General features: G+C 74.5%; 19 protein-coding genes. 8 read left to right on the top strand and 11 right to left on the bottom strand.

Features of this window, described 5'->3' with window-relative positions:
- Genes JOE61_RS10910 through JOE61_RS10895 form a run of 4 tightly spaced genes read right to left on the bottom strand, consistent with a single transcriptional unit; the run spans position 1 to position 3,709 of the window.
- Positions 1-1,161 (bottom strand): CaiB/BaiF CoA transferase family protein, encoded by a 1,161-nt coding sequence (locus JOE61_RS10910; protein ID WP_275581631.1) that lies wholly within the window; start codon positions 1,159-1,161, stop codon positions 1-3.
- A 33-nt stretch (positions 1,162-1,194) separates the two neighbouring features.
- A complete protein-coding gene (locus tag JOE61_RS10905; RefSeq protein ID WP_307822940.1) occupies positions 1,195-1,935 on the bottom strand; it encodes an amino acid ABC transporter ATP-binding protein in 741 nt (246 codons plus the stop codon).
- A complete protein-coding gene (locus tag JOE61_RS10900) occupies positions 1,932-2,792 on the bottom strand; it encodes an amino acid ABC transporter permease (RefSeq protein ID WP_193669475.1) in 861 nt (286 codons plus the stop codon). The genes JOE61_RS10905 and JOE61_RS10900 overlap by 4 nt, the downstream gene beginning before the upstream one ends.
- Positions 2,792-3,709 (bottom strand): ABC transporter substrate-binding protein, encoded by a 918-nt coding sequence (locus JOE61_RS10895; protein WP_193669474.1) that lies wholly within the window; start codon positions 3,707-3,709, stop codon positions 2,792-2,794. Before JOE61_RS10895 ends, JOE61_RS10900 begins: the two co-directional genes overlap by 1 nt.
- Before the next feature lie 62 nt (positions 3,710-3,771).
- Here JOE61_RS10895 and JOE61_RS10890 point away from each other — a divergent pair, with 62 nt between their 5' ends.
- Genes JOE61_RS10890 through JOE61_RS10875 form a run of 4 tightly spaced genes read left to right on the top strand, consistent with a single transcriptional unit; the run spans position 3,772 to position 7,983 of the window.
- A complete protein-coding gene (locus JOE61_RS10890; RefSeq protein WP_193669473.1) occupies positions 3,772-4,302 on the top strand; it encodes a PadR family transcriptional regulator in 531 nt (176 codons plus the stop codon).
- Positions 4,299-6,350 carry an NADPH-dependent 2,4-dienoyl-CoA reductase gene (locus JOE61_RS10885; RefSeq protein WP_193669472.1) on the top strand — a complete coding sequence of 684 codons (2,052 nt, stop codon included), beginning with the start codon at positions 4,299-4,301 and terminating at the stop codon, positions 6,348-6,350. Before JOE61_RS10890 ends, JOE61_RS10885 begins: the two co-directional genes overlap by 4 nt.
- A gap of 32 nt (positions 6,351-6,382) precedes the next feature.
- Positions 6,383-6,826, top strand: a complete 444-nt coding sequence (locus JOE61_RS10880; RefSeq protein ID WP_193669471.1) for an HIT family protein — start codon at positions 6,383-6,385, stop codon at positions 6,824-6,826.
- Positions 6,827-6,828: 2 nt separating this feature from the next.
- Complete coding sequence (locus tag JOE61_RS10875; RefSeq protein ID WP_193669470.1) at positions 6,829-7,983, top strand: aminotransferase class I/II-fold pyridoxal phosphate-dependent enzyme; 1,155 nt, start codon at positions 6,829-6,831, stop codon at positions 7,981-7,983.
- Between the two features lie 190 nt (positions 7,984-8,173).
- On the opposite strand, the gene JOE61_RS10870 is transcribed toward JOE61_RS10875, so the two are convergent.
- The 3 genes from JOE61_RS10870 to JOE61_RS10860 are packed head-to-tail and all read right to left on the bottom strand — an operon-like array spanning position 8,174 to position 11,545.
- Positions 8,174-9,100: a hypothetical protein gene (locus JOE61_RS10870; RefSeq protein ID WP_193669469.1), complete on the bottom strand. Its 927-nt coding sequence runs from the start codon at positions 9,098-9,100 to the stop codon at positions 8,174-8,176.
- Positions 9,097-10,170 carry a sulfotransferase family protein gene (locus JOE61_RS10865; protein WP_193669468.1) on the bottom strand — a complete coding sequence of 358 codons (1,074 nt, stop codon included), beginning with the start codon at positions 10,168-10,170 and terminating at the stop codon, positions 9,097-9,099. Before JOE61_RS10865 ends, JOE61_RS10870 begins: the two co-directional genes overlap by 4 nt.
- A gap of 28 nt (positions 10,171-10,198) precedes the next feature.
- Positions 10,199-11,545 (bottom strand): GH1 family beta-glucosidase, encoded by a 1,347-nt coding sequence (locus tag JOE61_RS10860; protein WP_193669467.1) that lies wholly within the window; start codon positions 11,543-11,545, stop codon positions 10,199-10,201.
- A 15-nt stretch (positions 11,546-11,560) separates the two neighbouring features.
- Here JOE61_RS10860 and JOE61_RS10855 point away from each other — a divergent pair, with 15 nt between their 5' ends.
- On the top strand, positions 11,561-12,238 hold the full coding sequence (locus tag JOE61_RS10855; protein ID WP_193669466.1) for a pirin family protein: 678 nt from the start codon (positions 11,561-11,563) through the stop codon (positions 12,236-12,238).
- Between the two features lie 29 nt (positions 12,239-12,267).
- Here the strand turns inward: JOE61_RS10855 and JOE61_RS10850 are convergent, their stop codons facing one another.
- Positions 12,268-13,485: a PKD domain-containing protein gene (locus JOE61_RS10850; RefSeq protein WP_193669465.1), complete on the bottom strand. Its 1,218-nt coding sequence runs from the start codon at positions 13,483-13,485 to the stop codon at positions 12,268-12,270.
- A 245-nt stretch (positions 13,486-13,730) separates the two neighbouring features.
- Positions 13,731-14,024 carry a hypothetical protein gene (locus JOE61_RS10845; RefSeq protein ID WP_193669464.1) on the bottom strand — a complete coding sequence of 98 codons (294 nt, stop codon included), beginning with the start codon at positions 14,022-14,024 and terminating at the stop codon, positions 13,731-13,733.
- Positions 14,025-14,097: 73 nt separating this feature from the next.
- Here JOE61_RS10845 and JOE61_RS10840 point away from each other — a divergent pair, with 73 nt between their 5' ends.
- A complete protein-coding gene (locus JOE61_RS10840; RefSeq protein ID WP_193669463.1) occupies positions 14,098-14,742 on the top strand; it encodes a hypothetical protein in 645 nt (214 codons plus the stop codon).
- Between the two features lie 48 nt (positions 14,743-14,790).
- Here JOE61_RS10840 and JOE61_RS10835 read toward each other — a convergent pair whose 3' ends face one another.
- Both JOE61_RS10835 and JOE61_RS10830 read right to left on the bottom strand, forming a co-directional pair.
- Entirely contained in the window at positions 14,791-15,708 is a 918-nt protein-coding gene (locus JOE61_RS10835; protein ID WP_193669462.1) for a diacylglycerol/lipid kinase family protein, read from the bottom strand.
- A complete protein-coding gene (locus tag JOE61_RS10830; protein WP_307822938.1) occupies positions 15,705-17,327 on the bottom strand; it encodes an FAD-binding oxidoreductase in 1,623 nt (540 codons plus the stop codon). Before JOE61_RS10830 ends, JOE61_RS10835 begins: the two co-directional genes overlap by 4 nt.
- Positions 17,328-17,344: 17 nt before the next feature.
- Here JOE61_RS10830 and JOE61_RS10825 point away from each other — a divergent pair, with 17 nt between their 5' ends.
- Together JOE61_RS10825 and JOE61_RS10820 are read left to right on the top strand one after the other, a co-directional pair.
- Positions 17,345-17,941, top strand: coding sequence for a TetR/AcrR family transcriptional regulator (locus JOE61_RS10825; protein ID WP_193669461.1), 597 nt, complete (start codon positions 17,345-17,347; stop codon positions 17,939-17,941).
- Complete coding sequence (locus tag JOE61_RS10820) at positions 17,938-19,527, top strand: glycerol-3-phosphate dehydrogenase/oxidase (protein WP_193669460.1); 1,590 nt, start codon at positions 17,938-17,940, stop codon at positions 19,525-19,527. The genes JOE61_RS10825 and JOE61_RS10820 overlap by 4 nt, the downstream gene beginning before the upstream one ends.
- The last annotated feature ends 58 nt before the right edge of the window (positions 19,528-19,585 follow it).

Genomic DNA, 19,585 nt, shown 5'->3' with positions numbered 1-19,585 from the left:
CTAGTCGGCCTGCACCGCGACCCCGCGCTCGAGGAGCCCGTCGACGTCGGCGACGCCCCAGGCGGCCAAGGCCTCGCGGGTGTGCGACCCGGCCTTCGGGGCGGGCGGGAGGTCGAGGGTGGCGGCGGTGCGCGAGAAGCGCGGCGCGGGCTGCGGCTGCGCGATGCCGTCCTTGGTCACGAACGTCTGGCGGGCCTGCAGGTGGGGGTGCTCGACGGCGCGGCTGAGCGGCACGATGCCGGCCACGCAGGCGTCGGTGCCCTCGAACAGCTCGACCCACTCGGCCTGGGTGCGCCGGGCGAAGGTCTCGGCGAAGAGGGCGCGCATCTCGTCGTACCGCTCGAGGTCGAGCTGGCCGGGGCAGCGGTCCTCGACGCCCAGCAGGCGCACCAGCTCGGCGAAGAACTGCGGCTCGAGCGCGCCGACGCTCATGTGCTCGCCGTCGGAGGTCTCGTAGACGTCGTAGAAGGGGGCGCCGCCGTCGAGCAGGTTGGCGGCGCGCTGCTCGCTGAAGGTGCCCGAGGCCAGGAACGCGGCGCCCATGGCGTTGAGGTGGGCGGTGCCGTCGACGATCGCGGCGTCGACGACCTGGCCCTGGCCGGAGACCCTCGCCTCGAGCAGGGCGGCGAGGACGCCGATGACCAGGTAGGTCGACCCGCCGCCGAAGTCGCCGACGAGGTTGCCGGGGAAGTGCGGGCGCGACCTGTCCTGGCCCAGGCCGTGGAGGGCGCCGGTGATGGCGATGTAGTTCATGTCGTGCCCGGCCGCGGTGGCCAGCGGTCCGTCCTGGCCCCAGCCGGTCATCCGGCCGTAGACCAGGGCGGGGTTGCGCTCGTGGCACTGCTCGGGGCCGAGACCGAGGCGCTCGAGCACGCCGGGGCGCATGCCCTCGACGAGCACGTCGGCGCCCTCGACCAGGTCGAGCACGGTGGCCACGGCCTCGGGGTCCTTGAGGTTGAGCGCCACGCTGGGCCGCCCCCGGTTGAGCAGGTCGTGGCTGCCGCCGGTGAGCATCTGCCCGCCCGGGCGCTCGACGCGGATCACGTCGGCGCCCAGGTCGGCCAGGATCATGCAGGCGTGCGGGCCCGGCCCGATCCCCGCGATCTCCACGACCTTGACGCCCTTCAACGGGCCCGTGCCCCTGCCCAGCTCGATGCTCATGGCGAGCATCCTGACAGCATCGCTGTCACGGTGCTAGGGGCGGTCCAGCACGCGGCGCAGGAAGGCCCGGGTGCGCTCCTCGCGGGGCTCGGCGAAGATCTGCGCCGGCGGGCCCTGCTCGAGGATCCGCCCGCCGTCGAGGAAGGCCACCTTGGTGGCGACCTCGCGAGCGAAGGCCATCTCGTGGGTGGCCAGCACCATGGTGGTGCCGGCCGCGGCCAGGTCGCGCACGATGCCGAGCACGTCGCCGACCAGCTCGGGGTCGAGCGCCGCGGTGACCTCGTCGAGCAGCAGCAGCGTCGGCTGCGTGCACAGGGCGCGTACGACGGCCGCGCGCTGCTGCTGCCCGCCGGAGAGCCGGTCGGGGTGCTTGTCGGCGTGCTCGGCCAGCCCGAAGCGCTCCAGCAGCTCGCGGGCCCGCTCGCGCGCGGCGCGGCGGCCCAGGCCGTGGGCGTGGCGCGGGGCGAGCGTGCAGTTCTCCAGCACCGTCAGGTGCGGGAAGAGGTTGTAGGCCTGGAAGACCATCCCGATGCGCCGGCGCACCTGCATCGGGTCGACGCGCGGGTCGGAGATCTCGCGGCCCTCGAAGGTGATCACCCCGTCGTCGATCTCCTCGAGCAGGTTGAGGCAGCGCAGCAGCGTCGACTTGCCCGAGCCCGACGAGCCGATCAGGCAGACCACGTCGCCGGGGTGGACGCGCAGGTCGACGTCGTCGAGGACCACCCGGTCGCCGTAGGTCTTGCGCAGGCCGGTGACCTCGACCAGCGGGCTCACAGCGCCCCCGCCCGCTCGCGCTCCATGACGCGACGCTGCAGCCAGTCGGTGAACCGGGCCAGCGGCACGGTCAGGGCGATGAAGAGCAGCGAGACGACGACCAGCGAGGTGTAGTTGAAGTTGTAGGCGCTGTAGTCGCGGGCGGCGAAGACGCCGTCGTAGGCGCCCACCAGCGAGACCAGGGCGGTGTCCTTCTGCAGCGAGATGAAGTCGTTGAGCAGCGGCGGCACCACGCGGCGCACCGCCTGGGGCACCACCACGTGGCGCAGGGTGCGCACCGGGCCCAGCCCCAGCGCCCGGGCGCTGGCGATCTGGGAGGGGTGGATCGACTCGATGCCGGCGCGGAAGACCTCGGCGACGTAGGCGGAGTACGACAGGATCAGCGCGACCGTGGCCCACACGAGCCGGTCGTTGGTCAGGCCCTGCAGCTCCAGGGCCGGCACGCCGAAGCCGAGCAGCACCACCAGCAGCAGCGTCGGGATGCCGCGCATCACGTCGGTGAAGGCGACCGCCACGATGCGCGCCGGCGCGAGCCAGGCCGAGCGGGTGCCACGCATGATCGCGACCAGCAGGGCGAGCAGCAGGATCGCCGGCTCGGCGACCAAGAAGATCCGCACGTTGAGCCAGAACGCCTCGAGCACCAGCGGGAAGGACTCCTTCGCGTCGGACCACGAGAAGAAGGTCTCCTGCACGCGCTCCCAGCCCGGCGAGAGCACCAGCCCGAGGCCCAGCAGGGCGAAGAAGACGACGGTCGAGGCGCTCGCGGTGCCGGAGCGGCGTACGCGCAGGCGACGGCGCTCGGCGCGCCGGGCGAGCTCGCGCTCGCTGGGGCGCCACGCCCCGGGACTGGTGGGCACTACTGCAGCTCGGGCACGCCGACGACGTCGGAGAGCCACTCCTGCTCGATGTCGGCGAGCTCGCCGTCGGCCTCCATGGCCTGCAGGGCGGCGTCGACGCAGGGCACCAGCTCGCTGCCCTTCTCGAAGAGCATCCCGAACTCCTCCTGCTCCCCGGTCTCGGGCTGGAACTGCCCGACGATGGTGCTGCCGGGGATCTCGACGGCGGAGATGTAGAAGGCGGTGGGCAGGTCGGCCAGCACGGCGTCGACCTGGTCGTTGGCCAGCGCCTGCTTGGCGGAGTTGGTGTCCTCGAAGACGGCCGGGTCGACCTCGGGCTCGATGATGTCGCGGATCGCGGTCAGCGAGGTGGTCCCGGTCTGCGCGCCCAGGCGCAGGTCGGCGAGGTCCTCGAGGCTGGCGGCCTCGGCGCCGGCGGTGCCCTCGAGCGCCACGACGGCCTGCGCGGCCTGGTAGTAGCCCTGCGAGAAGTCGACGACCTCGGCACGCTTCGGGGTGATCGAGATCTGGTTGATGTCGAAGTCGAAGTCCTTGGCGCCGGGGGCGTAGGAGGTGTTGAAGGGCACCCGCACCCAGCTGACCTCGTCGTCGGAGAAGCCCAGGCGCTCGGCGACGGCGTAGGCCACCGCCGACTCGTAGCCCTCGCCGTTGGTCGGGTCGTTGTCGGCGAACCACGGCTCGTAGGCCGGCGAGTCGGTGCCGACGGTGAGGGTGCCGCCCTCGAGCAGCATGTCGTCGGTGACGCAGGCGGCCGGGTCGACCTCGGCGGCGGGCTCCTCGGAACCAGCGTCGGAGCCAGCGTCGGAACCAGCGTCGGCGGCGGTGGTCGGCTCCTCGTCGGCGGGCGCGCAGGCGACCGCTCCGAGCAGCAGGGGCAGGGAGGCGAGGGCGGGGACGACCGCAGACCGGCGCAGCATGGGGGAATCGTAGGACGAACCCGGTCTTGCAACTAGTTGCATAGGTCGGGCACGATACGACCATGGCCCTCGAGCACGCCCTGCTGGTCGCCCTGAGCGAGCAGCCGGCCGCCGGACTCGAGCTCAGCCGACGCTTCAGCCGCTCCATCGGCTACTTCTGGGGCGCCACCCACCAGCAGATCTACCGGGTGCTGGGCCGGATGGAGTCCGACGGCTGGCTGCGCGCCACCACCGTCGAGCAGGCAGGGCGCCCGGCCAAGAAGGTCTACGAGGTCGCCGCCGCCGGCCGCGAGGTCCTGGCCGCCTGGCTGGGCGAGCCGAGCGCCACCCCGCCGCTGCGCTCCGACCTGGCGGTCAAGATGCGCGGCGCCTCCTTCGGCGACCGCGCGGCCGTGCTCGACGTCGTGCGCGCCGACCTCGCCGAGCACCGCGCCCGCCTGGCGCGCTACGAGCAGCTGATGACCCGCGACTACCCCGACCCGACCACCCTGGGCGGCCTCGAGCTCGACCAGTACCTCGTCCTGCGCGGCGGCGTGCTGGCCGAGCAGACGTCGATCACCTGGCTCACCGAGTACCTGGAGGCACACGCATGAGCGCCAACCCCTACCCCCACCTGCTGGAGCCCCTGCGGCTCGGGTCGCTGACGCTGCGCAACCGCGTGGTGATGGGCTCGATGCACACCGGGCTCGAGGACGCGCCGTGGGACGTGCCCAAGCTGGCGGCGTACGCCGCGGAGCGTGCGCGGGGCGGGGTCGGGCTCATCGTCACCGGCGGCTACGCACCGACCAAGCGCGGCTGGCTCAAGCCGTTCGCCTCCGAGCTGACCACCCGGCTGCAGGCGATGCGGCACCGCCAGGTCACCGACGCGGTGCACGACGAGGGCGGCGCGATCGCGCTGCAGGTGCTGCACGCGGGCCGCTACGGCTACCACCCGTTCATCCACTCCGCCTCCGACCGCAAGAGCCCGATCACGCCGTTCAAGCCCTCGGCGATGTCGGCGCGCCAGGTCGACCGCACCGCGACCGCGTTCGCGCGGACCGTCGCGCTGGCGGTCAAGGGCGGCTACGACGCGGTCGAGATCATGGGTTCCGAGGGCTACCTGATCAACCAGTTCCTCGCCGAGCGCACCAACCAGCGCGACGACGAGTGGGGCGGCAGCGCCGAGAAGCGGATGCGCTTCCCGCTCGAGGTGGTGCGCCGCACCCGCGACCTGGTCGGCGACGACCTGCCGATCATGTACCGGATCTCGCTGCTCGACCTGGTCGAGGGCGGCCAGAGCTGGGACGAGGTCGTCACCCTGGCCCACCGGCTGACCGAGGCCGGCGTCAGCGTGCTCAACACCGGCATCGGCTGGCACGAGGCCCGCATCCCCACGATCATCACCCAGGTGCCGCCGGCGGCGTGGCGCTCGGTGACCGCGCGGCTCAAGGCCGAGGTGTCGGTGCCGGTGTGCGCGTCCAACCGGATCAACACCCCCGAGCTGGCCGAGTCGATCCTCGCCGAGGGCGGCGCCGACCTGGTCTCGATGGCCCGCCCGCTGCTGGCCGACCCCCAGTTCGTCACCAAGGCCGCCGCCGGTCGCGGCGACGAGATCAACACCTGCATCGCCTGCAACCAGGCCTGCCTCGACCACACCTTCTCCAACAAGACCGCCTCCTGCCTGGTCAACCCGCGCGCCTGCCGCGAGACCACGCTGGTGCTCGCCCCCACGCGCGTACGCCGCTCGGTCGCCGTCGTCGGCGCCGGCCCGGCGGGCCTGGCCACCGCGGTCTCCGCGGCCGAGCGCGGCCTGGCGGTGACCCTCTTCGAGGCCCAGCCCGCGCTGGGCGGGCAGTTCCGCCTGGCGATGGCGGTGCCCGGCAAGGAGGACTTCGCCGAGACGCTGCGCTACTACACCCGGCGCCTCGAGGTGCTCGGCGTCGACGTGCGGCTCTCCACCCGCGCCACCGCCGCCGACCTGGCCGGCTTCGACGAGGTCGTGGTCTCCACCGGCGTCGAGCCGCGGCTGCCGGTGATCCCCGGCGGCGACGACCCGCGGGTGGTCTCCTACGCCGACGTGCTCTCCGGCCGGATGGTGCCCGGCAAGCGGGTCGCCGTCATCGGCGCCGGCGGCATCGGCGTCGACGTCAGCCACTGGCTGGTCCACGACCCCGCCTCCCCCGGCCCCGACGAGGAGGCCGGCGTCGAGGAGTGGATGGCCCACTGGGGCGTCGGCGACCCCAGCCTGCACCGCGGCGGGCTGACCGAGCGCAAGCCGCGCGAGCCGTTCCGCGAGGTGACCCTGCTCCAGCGCAAGACCTCGATGATCGGCAAGGACCTGGGCAAGACCTCGGGCTGGGCGCACCGCGCCGTGCTCAAGCAGTCGGGCGTCACCCAGGTCGCGGGTGCGGCGTACGAGCGCATCGAGGGCCGCGACGACGCCGTCGTCCTGCACGTCACGGTCGAGGGCGAGCCGCGCGAGCTCGTCGTCGACCACGTGGTGCTGTGCGCCGGCCAGGAGTCGGTGCGCTCGCTCTTCGACGACCTCACCGCGGCCGAGACCCACCCCGGCCTGCACCTGGTCGGCGGGGCCGACGTGGCCGCCGAGCTCGACGCCAAGCGCGCCATCGAGCAGGGCACGCGCGTCGCCGCGGCGCTGTGAGGCGGCCGGGGACGGCTGGCTAGGGTCGGGGCATGCCGGGCGAGGTCAACCGAGACGACAGCTGCCTGTTCTGCGCGATCGTGGCAGGCACCATCCCCTCCACCAGGGTCGACGAGGACGAGCGGACGGTGTCCTTCATGGACATCAACCCCGCCACCGTCGGGCACCTGCTCGTGGTGCCGCGTGCGCACGCGGTCGACCTGACCGACATCACGCCCGACGACCTGGCGGCCTGCGCACTCACCGCCCAACGGCTGGCCAGGCGCCAGCTCGAGGTGCTGGGGGCCGACGGGGTCAACCTGCTCAACTGCACGGGCGAGGCCGCCTGGCAGAGCGTCTTCCACTTCCACCTGCACGTGGTGCCGCGCTACGGCGACGACCCTGCGCGAGACGGGCTGTCGCTGCCGTGGACCCCCACGCCGGGCGACCCCGACGCCATCGGCGCCACCGGCCGGGCCCTGCAGGGCGGGGCCTGAGGATGCTGCGCGACCTCACCGACTCCGAGGCCCGCGCGGCGCTGCCGCTGAAGTGGGGCGCGGTGCCCGAGGGCACCATCCCGGCCTGGGTGGCCGAGATGGACTTCGCGCCGCCGCCGGCGGTGACCGCGGCCCTGACCGCCGCTGTCGGTCGCGGGATGCTCGGCTACTCGGCGTTCCCCGGCACCGCCCAGCCCGCCGACCTCGACGCCGCGTTCCGCGGCTTCGCCGAGCGGCACTGGGGCTGGGACGTGCCGCTCGACTCCTCCACCCCCGTCGGCGACGTGGTCGCCGGGCTGCGCCTGGCCCTCGACGAGCTCTGCCCGCCGGGCCCGGTCGTGGTGCCGCTGCCCTGCTACCCGCCGTTCCGCGAGGTGGTCGCCCTGGCCGGGCGCGAGGCGGCATACGTCGGCCTCGACCCCGACCACGACCACGACGACCGCGCCGCGGCGGCCCTCGACCTGGCCGCCGTCGAGCGGCACCTCGAGGCCGGCGCCCGCACCGTGCTCCTCTGCCACCCGCACAACCCGCTGGGCCGGGTCGCGCACCGCGCCGAGCTCGAGGCGCTGCGCGAGCTCGTGCGCGCCCACGGCGCCCGGGTGCTGGTCGACGAGATCCACGCGCCGCTGGTGCTGCCCGGGCAGGAGCGGTTCGTGCCCTACCTCAGCGTCGACCCCGAGGCGGTGCTGGTCACCAGCCACTCCAAGGCCTTCGGCACGCCCGGGCTGCACGCCGCGCAGATCGTGCTGATGGACCCCGACGAGACCCGCCGGCTGCGCTCGGTGCCCGTCCCCGCCAACCACGGCCACTCCGGGCTCGGCATGGTCGCCGGCTCCGCCGCCTGGCGCGACAGCGACCTGTGGCTGCACGCCCTGCGCTCGCGGCTGCGGGTCAACGCCGAGGACCTGGGCGAGCTCGTCGCCGAGCACCTGCCCCAGGCACGGCTGTGCCCGCTCGAGGCGACCTACCTGGCCTGGCTCGACCTGCGTGCGTACGGCGTCGCCGACCCGGCGGCCGCCGCGCTCGAGCACGGCGTGCGCCTGGCCCCCGGCCACGACTACCAGCCGGGCCTCGAGGGCCACGTGCGCCTCAACATCGCCACCTCCGAGAAGCGGCTGGTGCAGGTCGTGGAGCGCCTCGCCGCCGCCCTCACCTGACGCTGGTCGAGCAGGGAGGAGTGGTCACTCCCGACGGTCCCGGCCGGCCCGGAACTGTCGTTCGTGACCACTGCGCCTCCCGCGCCCGCTCGCCGTACGCCATGGGGTCACGCGGTTTCGGCGACGCTCGAGCCTCCGGCCCTCGCTGCTCAACCCACGACGGCGCCTCGCTGCTCAACCAACGACGGCGTCAGACCTCGAGGCGGCCCTTGCGGCGGACGAGGGGGCGCTCGGCGCGGGGCAGCCAGGTGCGGGTGACGTGGTCGACGACGTGGACGCCGGGGGGCGACTCGATGCGGTGCAGGCCGGGCACCTCGTGGCCCAGGCCGTCGCGCAGCGCGGAGTAGACCTGCCACTCGCGGCGCTTGCGGGGGGCGCGGGAGGTGTCGAAGTCCATGTCGCTCCAGTGCGCGAACTCGTCGCGGTCGAGCCACTTCAGCTCCACGCACAGCCCCTCGGGGGCCACGATGCGGGTGGTCGACTCGGGGAACTCGCGCACCTCCCACTCGAAGGCCTTCACGAAGGTGAACTCCGGGCCCATCGGGTAGATCCACGGCTCGAGGAAGCGGAAGCCGAGGTCGAGCCAGGCGACCTGCTCGCTCTCCACCGAGAGCGGGTGGCGCGGCACGGCGACGACGGCGTTGGAGTCCTCGAGCTGCCACGACAGGTCGCGCAGGATGCTCACGCCCTCGCGGGTCAGCACCATGTCGCCGTCCCACTTCATCGAGTAGGCGGTGCGCACGTGGGAGAACGACCAGTTGTAGAAGTGCGTCAGGGAGTGCACCGAGTCGGGCCGGGTGGCCAGGTGCTCGCTGCCGGCGCGCGAGACCTGGAAGGGGTACGACGTCACGGTGATCCGCTCCCCCGCCCCGCACTCCTCGGCGACCCGCTGGGCCACCTCGGGGGTGCCGTCGTCGGAGAGGTTGTCGACGATGACGACGTGCTGGACCGCCTCGAGCATCGGCGGCAGCACCCACGGCAGGTTGTGCGCCTCGTTCTTGAGCCGGAACACGCAGGTCAGCCCGGGCCGCAGCGCACCGTCCTTCCAGGGCCAGCGCACGTCGTAGGCGCTCTCGCCCTCGAGGCAGGCGATGTCGGCCCCGCGCACCGGGCTCATCCGCGCTCCCGCCCGGCGGCCTTGCGCAGCCCGCGGCGCACCGAGGGCGGCACCATCGCGCGCACCGAGTGCGGCACCCGGTCGACGGCGCTCGGCGGCGCCGACTGGGTGCGGGCCCCCTCGCGGCGGGCCGCGTCGGCCGTCGAGCGGGTCAGCGCCTGCGCCTCGTCGTACATCTCGGCGTACGCCGCGCGCAGCTCGTCGAGGGTGGCCTGCACCTCGGGGGTGTCGCCGCCCTCGTCGGGCAGCTTGTCGAGGGCCTCCCAGGTCTCCTGGGCGATGTCGCGCAGCCGGCGCGGCACGTCGACGTCGGCCCAGGTCAGCGCCACGCGCCGCAGGGAGGGGTCGACGAACTGGTGGACCTGGCGGATGTCGTTGGCCGAGGCCGACTTCACGGCGTCGAGGTCGAAGCGCTGGCCCAGCCCGAAGACCGGCACGGTCCAGTCGTCGAGCATGTCGTGGTAGCGCACGAAGGCGCGGGACGAGCCGCGGGTGCTGCGCTCGACGTGGAGCATCATGTTGACCCAGGCGGCGGTGCGGTGCACCTCACTGGTGCGGGCGTCGTAGACGCGCTGCTTGGAGCCGACCACCTCGGTGACCGGGCGCAGCATCGTCACGTAGCCGGCCTCCGCCTCGCTGCGCATCGCCGCGGAGCGCCACAGGCCCAGGAACCAGGCCAGGCGCGGGTCCTTGACGACCAGCTCGGGTCCGCCGGCGACCAGCTGCTCCTCGAGCCAGGTGTGCAGCCGGGTGCGCAGCGGCTCGAAGTTGTTGAGCCGACCGGTGTCGAACCACGCCGAGGGCCGCGCGTCAGCCATCGAGACGTTGGTGCGCTCGAGCAGCTCGTCGTGCAGGTCGACGACCCACTGCGACTCCGCGAACCCCTTGGGGTTGGTGTCGTCGGCGGCCACCTCGGGCGCCGGCACCGTCATGCCGAGGGTCTGCAGCGCCCCGGCCATGGTGCTGGTGCCGCTGCGTCCCGACCCGACCACGAAGACGACACGGCGCTGTGGCGGGGCCGGGTCGACGAGCTGGGCAGGGGACTCCGAGGGGGTGGGCGCGTCGACCATGGACCTCAGACTAACGACGTCGGGCCGCTCAGCCGACCGACCGGGTCTGGGCGGCGATCACCGCGGCGTACCACTCGAACGACGCCTTGGGGGTGCGCGCCTGCGTCTGGTGGTCGACGTGGACCAGCCCGTAGCGCTGCTCGAGGCCGTGCACCCACTCGAAGCTGTCGAGCAGCGACCACACGTAGTAGCCGCGCACGTCGACCCCGCGCTGGCAGGCCGCGGCGACGGCGCGCAGGTGGGCGTCGAGGTAGGCGATGCGCTCCTGGTCGTCGACCACCCCCGACCCGTCGGGCCCCGTCGAGTACGCCGCCCCCGACTCGGTGACGACCACCGGCGGCAGCGCCGCGCGGTAGCGGGCGCGCAGGGTGATCAGCCACTCGCGCAGCGAGTCGGGCACCACCGGCCACCCGATGTCGGTGACCGGGTAGCCGACCAGCTCGCACACCTCGAAGGGGATCGGGGAGTCCTCGGGCGCCGCTCCGATCTTGATCGGGCTGTAGTAGTTGACCCCGTAGAAGTCGAGCGGCTGGCGGATCGTGGCCAGGTCGCCGGGACGCACTGCCTCCTCGACCAGCGGCGCCAGGTCGACGGGGTAGCGCCCCAGCAGCATCGGCTCCAGGAACAACCCGTTCCACAGGGCGTCGAAGAGCTTGGTGGCACCCACGTCGGCGGGGTCCTCGCTGACCGGCCACATCGGGGCGTGGTTGTTGGCGCAGCCGACCGAGGAGGCCCCGGCGGCACGCAGCTCGACCACCGCACGGCCGTGGGCCAGCAGCAGGTGGTGGGCGACCGGGAGCGAGTCGAAGCCCATCTCGCGGCCCGGGGCGTGCATGCCGGTGGCGTGGCCCATGATCGTGGCGACGTTGGGCTCGACCACGGGGATCCAGTGCTCGACCCGGTCGGCGAGGCGCCCGCCGACCACGGCGGCGTACTCGGCGAACGCCTCGACGGTCTCGCGGTTGAGCCACCCGCCCTCGTCCTCGAGGGCCTGCGGCAGGTCCCAGTGGTAGAGCGCGGCCATCGGGGCGACGCCCTGGGCGAGCATCTCGTCGACGAGCCGGTCATAGAAGTCGAGGCCGGCGGCGTTGACCGCCCCGCGCCCGGTGGGCAGCACCCGCGACCACGAGACCGAGAAGCGGTGGCCCCCGACCCCCAGACGGGCCATCAGCGCGACGTCGTCGCGGTAGCGGCGGTAGGAGTCGCAGGCCGGCTCACCGGTGGTGCCGTCGAGGACGGCGCCCGGCAGCTTCGAGAAGGTGTCCCAGATCGAGGGACCCCGGCCGTCGACGTCGGTGCTGCCCTCGCTCTGGAAGGCCGACGTGGCGGTGCCGAGCCGGAAACCCGGCGGCAGCTCGGGAAAGGAGGCTCGCACCGGCACAATGATGCCGTGACCGTGGAGATCCGTCGGGGGAACACCCGCTTCTTGACCCGGGTGCCCGGGCGACTGACCCGGCACGCCTTCTCGTTCGGCGAGCACTACGACCCCGAGCGGCTCTCGTTCGGGCCGATGGTCTGCCACGACGACCACGTCGTGCGCGGCGGGCAGGGCTTCGAGGAGCACGCCCACAGCGACCTCGAGATCGTCACCTGGGTGGTCTCGGGCGCGGTGCGCCACGTCGACGACGCGGGGCGCGAGGAGGTGGTGCCCGCCGGCTCGCTGGCGGTGCTCTCGGCAGGCAGCGGGGTGCGTCACTCCGAGACCGCCGTCGAGGGGGCCGGCCCGACCCGGTGGGTGCAGACCTGGCTGCGCCCCGACGCCACCGGCACCGACCCGTCGTACGCCGTCGCGGCGGTCGACCCGGGTGCGCGCGGGCTGGTGCCCGCGCCCCTGGGCGTCGGCGTCGACGGGGCGAGCCTGGCGGTGGCGCAGCTGCGGGGCGGCGACACCCTCGAGCTGCCCGTCGCGCCACGGGTGCACGTCTACGTGGTGCGGGGCGCGCTGCTGCGCTTCTCGCTCGCCGAGCCGCTGGCGGTCGGCGACTCGATCTGCGCCACCGACGAGCCGGCCCACCCGGTGGTCGCGGCGGTCGACACCCAGCTGCTGGTGTGGACCTTCACGTCCTGAGCCCGGAGGACCGGCTCGAGGGGTAGCGCTCAGCGCTTCTTCGGCTTGCCGATCTTGATCATGAAGCGCGTCTTGACGGTCTCGGTGCCGTCGTTGACCTTGAGGATGATCCGGTACTGGCCGCGGAAGTCGTAGCGGTTGATCGCCCGGATGCCTCGGCCCTTGTTGCCGTCGCCGAAGTCCCAGCGGTAGGTGAGCGGGTCACCGTCGGGGTCGGTCGCCTTGACGCGGAACCGGATCGGCGACTTGACACGGGCCTTGCCCTGGCCCTGCAACGGCTTGGCGGCGATCCGCTTGACCTGCGGCACCCGGTTGCCCGGTCCGGTGGTGACCGTCTCCGTGGCGGTCGCGGTGGCCGTCGCGGTGGCCGTCGTGGTCGCCGTCGTGGTGGCCGTGGCCGTGGCGGTCGGTTGGCTGGTCACCGTGGTGGTCGCGGTGGCGGTGGGCTGGCTGGTGACGGTGGTCGTCGCCGTGGCCGTCGCCGTGGCCGTCGTGGTGGCGGTGGTGGTCGCGGTGGCGGTCACCGTGGCGGTCGGGTCGGGCGAGGGCGTCTTGTCGCCGATCCGGTAGGTGCACGGGCTGGTCGCGCGGTCGGCCACGTCGTCGGTGATGAGCAGGGAGCGCAGAGAGGTGATCGAGAAGCCGCTCAGCACGTCGCCGACCACGAACGCGTCCTGGGCCGGGCTGGCCGTCGTCAGGTCGCTCGCGGCGAGTGTCACCGTGACCAGGTCGAGGGCCGGGTCGAAGCTGCCGGCCAGGCCCGTCTTGAGCGTCGTGCCCGACCCGTCGGTCAGCGTGTAGGTGCCGGGCGCCTCGATCGGCACCTCCGGCTGCAGCAGCGGCCGGTCGGCCTCGACGACGTAGTCCTGGCCACCCAGGACGAACGCCCAGCGGAAGAGCTCGCTGGTGCCCCGCAGGCCTCCGCTGAGCACCGACAGGTCGGTGACCTTGATGTGGAAGGTGATCGCGTCGTCGGTGGCGTTGGTGCTCACCCACGCCTCGCGCAGGTCGAGGCCGTCGGGGTCGAGAGCCGGATCCACCGGCAGGATCAGCAGGTCGTTGACGTCGCCGGCGGGGTCGGTGAAGCGCGCGTCGAAGGAGCAGGCGCTCTGCGCCTGGGCCGGGCCGGCGGGTCCGCCGACGGCGGAGACCACCGCCAGCACGGGGAGACCGACGAGCGCGGTGCCCACGGCGGTGGCGACCGCTGTGGACCGGGTGCGCGACCTTCGGGAGGACAGGGGGGACATGGCGGGGCTCGCTTCCGGTGGGGGACCAGGTACAGGTCCAACGCACGTCCACCCGAGGAGTGACTCGCGGCCCGTCGACGGTCTAGACCCCTTGCCGGTGACGCGCCGCGACCCCGTCGGTCCTCGGTCGACGGGGTCACGGCGTGTCGGCGCCCGGGAGGGCAGCGGCCGCCCCCTGGGTTCGAGCTGACCAACGAGCCGGTGCCCGCCGGGTCACCCCGGGCGCGACGAGGTCTGGACCACGCTCAGCCGAGGGGGCCCGGGCCGAGGGGCCCGGGGCCGCTCTGCCCCGGTCGACGCTCCTGGCGCAGGTCCTCCTCGCCGAGCCCGCCGAGGTGGGTGGCCAGGGCCACGAGCAGCAGGAAGCCGCCCCACACCAGCCCGGCGACGAGCACCATGCCCGGTGCCGCCAGGTCGCCGGTGAGCCGCACCAGCAGCAGCGAGGCCGCCGTGGCGATCGCGATGGTCCAGCCGCCCCGCCGCGCCAACCGGCCCGGCCGGGTCTGCGGACGCCCGGAGGTCTGCGCGGGCTCGCTCACACCGGCCACTGTAGTGACGAGGGCCGCGCCGCCCGCCGCGCCCCGACCGCGGGCGCTGCGGCAGGCTGGACCCATGGAACCCGACGGCACCCGTGAGCGGCTGGCGGCCTGGCTCGAGCAGCTCGGCCTGGTCGACCACCTCGGCGAGGCCGGCCTGCCGACGATGACGCGCGACGCCGCGGGCCGCGCGGTGTGGACCGACCCGGGCACCGGCGCCGAGCTGAGCGACGACCAGGTCGCCGAGCTCGACGCGGTGCTGCACCAGGAGGGCAGCGACCCCGGTCACGCCGTGCCCGTGCCGCTGCTGCAGATCGCCCAGCAGGCGCGGGTGCACGACGAGCTGCTGACCAGCCCCTGGCACACCTACGAGTCGCTGGCCCGGCTGCGGGGCTCGACGGCCGAGCGCACCCGCTTCGCGGTGCACAAGGCGGCCGGGCAGCACCGGCTGCTCGTCGTCACCGGCCCGACCGGCGCGATGGTGCCCGCCTTCCAGCTCGACGCCGCCGGCGAGCCGCGGCCCGAGCTCGCCCCCCTCCTCGAGCCGCTGCTCGGCGCCGGCATGGACGGCTGGCGGGCCTGGGCCTGGCTGACCCGGCCCGCCGCCCTGGCCGCGGGCCTGGTGCCCGAGCGGGCCGCCGGCGGCGACGACCCCGACGACGCCGACGTCGTACGCCGCGCTGCACAGCGGCTGGCCCGCACCCTCACTGGCGAGGGGTGACCCGCGCCTTTGCAGAGGGGCACACGCGTGCCCCTCTGCAAAGCGCTGTCAGCCGATCACCCGCAGCGCGCCGGGGCGCACCTCCACCACGGCGGGCGCCCGGCCGAGGCCCGGCAGCTCGCCGAGCGGCTCGCCGTCGCCGCCCACCGGGAGCGGGGTGCGGCCGTCGGCGTTGAGCTCGACGCGGGCGCCGCGCAGCACCGTGACCTGGGGCAGGTCGACGTGGGAGCCGTCGTAGATCTTGGGGAACGAGCGCACCAGCGCGGTCCGCGAGGCGGCCTCGACCACCACGACGTCGAGCAGGGCGTCGTCGACGACCGCGCCGGGGGCGACCTTCATGCCCTTGCCGTAGTAGGCGGAGCCGGCCACCACGACCAGCCCGGCGGCGTACTGGCGCGCGTCGCCGTCGACCGCCACCCGGAACCGGCCAGGCCGGTACGTCGCGATCGCGCGGACCGCGGCCAGCGGGTACTGCAGCTTCTGCGGGGTCCAGCGCATCCGGTCGACCATCGCCGCGGCACGGGCGTCGATGCCGGAGTAGACGGACCCGGCCACCAGCCGGCTCGGCCCGCCGGGGAGGGTCCAGGCCAGCAGGTCGACCTCGCGCACCGGCGCGTGCAGCAGGTGCTCGGCGACCGCGGCCGGCTCGGAGGCCAGCCCCAGCATCCGCGCGAAGTCGTTGCCGCGGCCGGCCGGCAGCACCCCCAGGACGCCACCGGCGGTCGAGACCGCGCCGGCGAGGTGGGAGAGCATGCCGTCGCCGCCGACCGAGACCACGACGTCGCCGCGCCCGACGGCGGCCCGCACGAGGTCGTCGGTGGCCCGCGGGCCCGGCGAGTAGGTCACCTCGACCGAGGCGCCCGCCTCGCGCAGCAGCCGCGCGACCGGCACCACGGCCTCGGGCGCCGCGCCACCTCCGGAGGCGGGGTTGACCAGGAACGTGAAGGTGCGATCGGGGGCGCTCACGGGACCAGCACCCCGGGGTTGAGCACGCCGGTGGGGTCGAGGTCGGCCTTGACCGCGCGTAGCACCGAGGCACCCAGGTCGCCGATCTCGGCGCCCAGCCACGGCCGGTGGTCGGTGCCGACGGCGTGGTGGTGGCTGATGGTGGCGCCGTCGGCGACGATCGCGTCGTTGGCGGCGGCCTTGGCCCGGCCCCAGCGCTCGATCGGCGCCTCACCCGCGCTGGTCGCCACGGTGAAGTAGAGCGAGCAGCCGGTCTCGTAGACGTGGGAGATGTGGCACAGCACGATCGCCGAGCCGCCCTCGACGCCGAGCTCGCGCTCCAGGGCGCCGCGCACGTCGGCGTACAGCGCGTCGACCTTCGACCAGAAGGTGGCGGTCTCGAGGGTCTCGACCAGCACGCCCACGTCGAGCATCGAGTCGCGCAGGTACGGCGCGTGGAAGCGGCCGTGGGCCCACGACGCGCCCGGCTCCTCGCCCAGCGGGGTGCCGCCGAGGCCGGTGAGCACCTCGGTGACGGCGGCGCGGCGGGACTCGACCTGGGCGGGCGTGCCCTCGTGGCCCACGATCATCAGGCAGCCGGTGGACTCCTCGCCGATGGCGTCGGGGCGAGCCAGGTTGAGCCCGGTCTCGGCCTCGTCGGAGAGCCGCAGCACCGTGGGCAGCGTGCCCGACTGGGCCAGCGTGCGCATCGCGGCGGCGCCCTCGACGAAGGAGCCCCAGCGCCAGCCCTCGTAGACCTTCACCTCGGGCAGCCGGCGCACCCGCACGGTGACCGCGGTGATCACGCCGAAGGCGCCCTCGGAGCCCAGCACCAGCTGGCGCAGGTCGGGGCCGGCGGCGTTGGCGGGCGACGAGCCGAGCCGCCACTCCCCGCGCGGGGTGGCCACCCGCAGGCCGACGACCATCTGGTCGAAGCGGCCGTAGCCGGCGCTCGACTGGCCCGAGGAACGGGTCGCGGCGAAGCCGCCGATCGAGGCGTGCTCGAAGGACTGCGGGTAGTGGCCCAGGCAGAGCCCGTGCTCGGCGAGCAGCGCCTCGGCCTCGGGGCCGCGCAGGCCGGGCTCGAGGGTGGCGGTCATCGAGACCTCGTCGACCTCGAGCAGCGCGTCGAGGCGGACCAGGTCGAGCGAGACCAGGCCGGCGAAGCCGTCACGACGCGCGGCCAGGCCACCGGTGACGCAGGTGCCGCCGCCGAAGGGAACGACCGCCAGGTGGTGCTCGACGGCGAGGGCGAGGACGCCCGCGACCTCGTCGTGGCTGCCCGGGCGCACCACCGCGTCGGGGGCGTCGGCCAGGTCGCCGGCGCGGGCGCGCAGCAGGTCGGGGGTCGACTTGCCCCGGGTGCGCAGCCGGCGCGAGGCGTCGTCGACGTGCACGTGGTCGGGCCCGACCACGTCGGCCAGCGCCGCCAGCACGTCGTCGCCGAGGCCCACCGGGGGCAGCTCGACCTCGGCGGCGGCGGGCGTCTCGTGCAGGCCGAAGGCGAGCTCGACGAGCCCGCGGGCGGCCTCGGGGAGCGCGGTCGCGGCGGCCGGGTCGCCCCAGCGCTGCGGGTGCATCTCGCGCGGGTGCGCACCGGTGGACGGGGAGCCGTGGGGAGCAGCGGTGTCGTGGGTCACGTGTTACAGTGTGACACATGACGTCACTGTGTCACAACGATGCGCCGCAGGACCCACGCGACGCCTACCTCGACGCGGCCCGCGAGTGCATCCTCGACGTCGGCTGGCGGCGTACGACGCTCACCGAGGTCGCGCGCCGCGCCGGCGTCTCGCGGATGACGATCTACCGCTCCTGGGCCGACATGCCGACCCTGCTCGGCGACCTGATGACCCGCGAGTGGTCGGGGCTGGTCGCGCGCACCGTCGCCGACGAGGGACCTGGCGACACGGTCGAGCGGATCGTCGACGAGGTCGCACGCACCGTCGACGCGCTGCGCCGCAACGAGCTCTTCGTGCGCATCGTCGAGCTCGACCCCGAGCTGGTGCTGCCCTACCTGCTGCACCGCCGCGGCCGCTCGCAGGAGCTGATCGCCACCCTGCTCACCGACGAGCTGGCCCGCGGCCAGGCCGCCGGCGAGGTGCGCGCCGGCTCGCCGCTGGCGATCGCGCGCGGCCTGGTGCTGGCCGCCCACGGCTTCGTGCTCTCGGTCCACACGATGGTCGACGACGACGTGTCGGCCGCCGACCTCGACGCCGAGCTGCGCCACCTGCTGGCCCGGGCGCTGCGCCCGTGAGCGCCGAGACCCACCTCGGGACCCGCATCCGCGCCGGCCTGGCCGAGGCGCCCGTCGACGTCGACCTCGTGGTCGTCGGCCTCGGCGTCACCGGCGTGGGCGTCGCCCTCGACGCGGTCACCCGCGGACTGTCGGTGCTGGCCGTCGACGCCCACGACCTCGCCTTCGGCACCTCGCGCTGGAGCTCGAAGATGGTGCACGGCGGGCTGCGCTACCTGGCCCAGGGACAGGTCGGCGTCGCCCACGAGAGCGCCGTCGAGCGCGGCATCCTGATGCAGACCACCGCGCCCCACCTGACCCGCGCGATGCCGATGCTGATCCCGATCACCTCCGGCACCGCTCCCCTGCAGCGGCTGCTCTCGCGCAGCGGGCTGGCCGCCGGCGACCTGCTGCGCCGCGGCGCGCGCACCAGCGCCGAGACCCTGCCTCGCCCGCGCCGGCTCTCGCGCACCGAGACCCTCGCGATGGCCCCCGGCCTGCGCCCCGCGGGGCTGGTCGGCGGCCTGCTCGGCTGGGACGGCCAGCTCGAGGACGACGCCCGCCTGGTCACCACCATCGCGCGCACCGCCGCGTCGTACGGCGCCCACGTGCGCACCCGCGCCCGGGTGCTGCGGGCCAGCGGCACCGAGGTGTCGCTGCGCGACGAGACCACCGGCGGCACGACGACGGTGCGGGCACGTGCGGTCGTCAACGCCGCCGGCGTGTGGGCCGGCGACCTGGCCGACGAGGTGACCCTGCGCCCCAGCCGCGGCACCCACCTGGTGCTGCGCGGCGACCGGCTGCCGGGGCTGCGCACCAGCGTCTTCGCCCCGGTGCCCGGCTCGACCAACCGGTTCGTGATGGTGCTGCCCCAGCCCGACGGCACGATCTACGTCGGGCTGACCGACGAGCCCGCGCCCGGTCCGGTGCCCGACGTGCCCCAGCCCACCGAGCCCGAGATCGGCTTCCTGCTCGACGTGGTCGCCGCGACCTTCGCGACCCCCCTGCGCCGCGACGACGTCGTGGGCGCCTACGCCGGGCTGCGGCCGCTGCTCGACGTCACGGCTCCTGACGGGTCCGAGGGGTCCGGCCAGACCGCCGACCTGTCGCGCCGGCACGCGGTGCTGACCGGGCGCAGCGGCATGGTCACGGTGGTGGGCGGCAAGCTCACCACCTACCGGCGGATGGCCCAGGACGCCGTCGACGCCGCGGTCGCGGCGGGCGGGCTGGTCGCCGGGCCGTGCACGACCGCGACCCTGCCGCTGCTCGGCGCCGCGCCGCGCCCGGTGCTCGACGCCCTCGAGGAGCCCACCCGGCTCGTACGCCGCTTCGGCACCGACGCCGCCCTGGTGCTGGCCACCGCCCGCGAGATCGCGGCCCGGGCCGGCGAGCCGCTCACCGACGAGGAGCTGCTGGCCCCTGCTGCCGCGCAGGTGCCGGTGACGCTGGCCGAGCTCGTCTTCGCGGTGACCCACGAGGGCGCGCACGACGTCGACGACCTCCTCGACCGGCGTACGCGGGTGGGACTGGTGGCCTCCGACCGGGCGCTCGCCGAGCCGCTCGCCGAGCGGGCCCTCGCGCTGGTGGGGCGAGCGATGAGTTCCTGAGCCTGGCCGGGTCGGAGCGGTGAGCGCACACTGTGAGGAGCACACCCGATGACGGCAC

Origin of the sequence: Nocardioides salarius (assembly GCF_016907435.1) — a bacterium.
In the GTDB taxonomy this organism is placed as follows: domain Bacteria; phylum Actinomycetota; class Actinomycetes; order Propionibacteriales; family Nocardioidaceae; genus Nocardioides; species Nocardioides salarius.
This window is presented reverse-complemented; position numbering and strand designations above follow the sequence as displayed.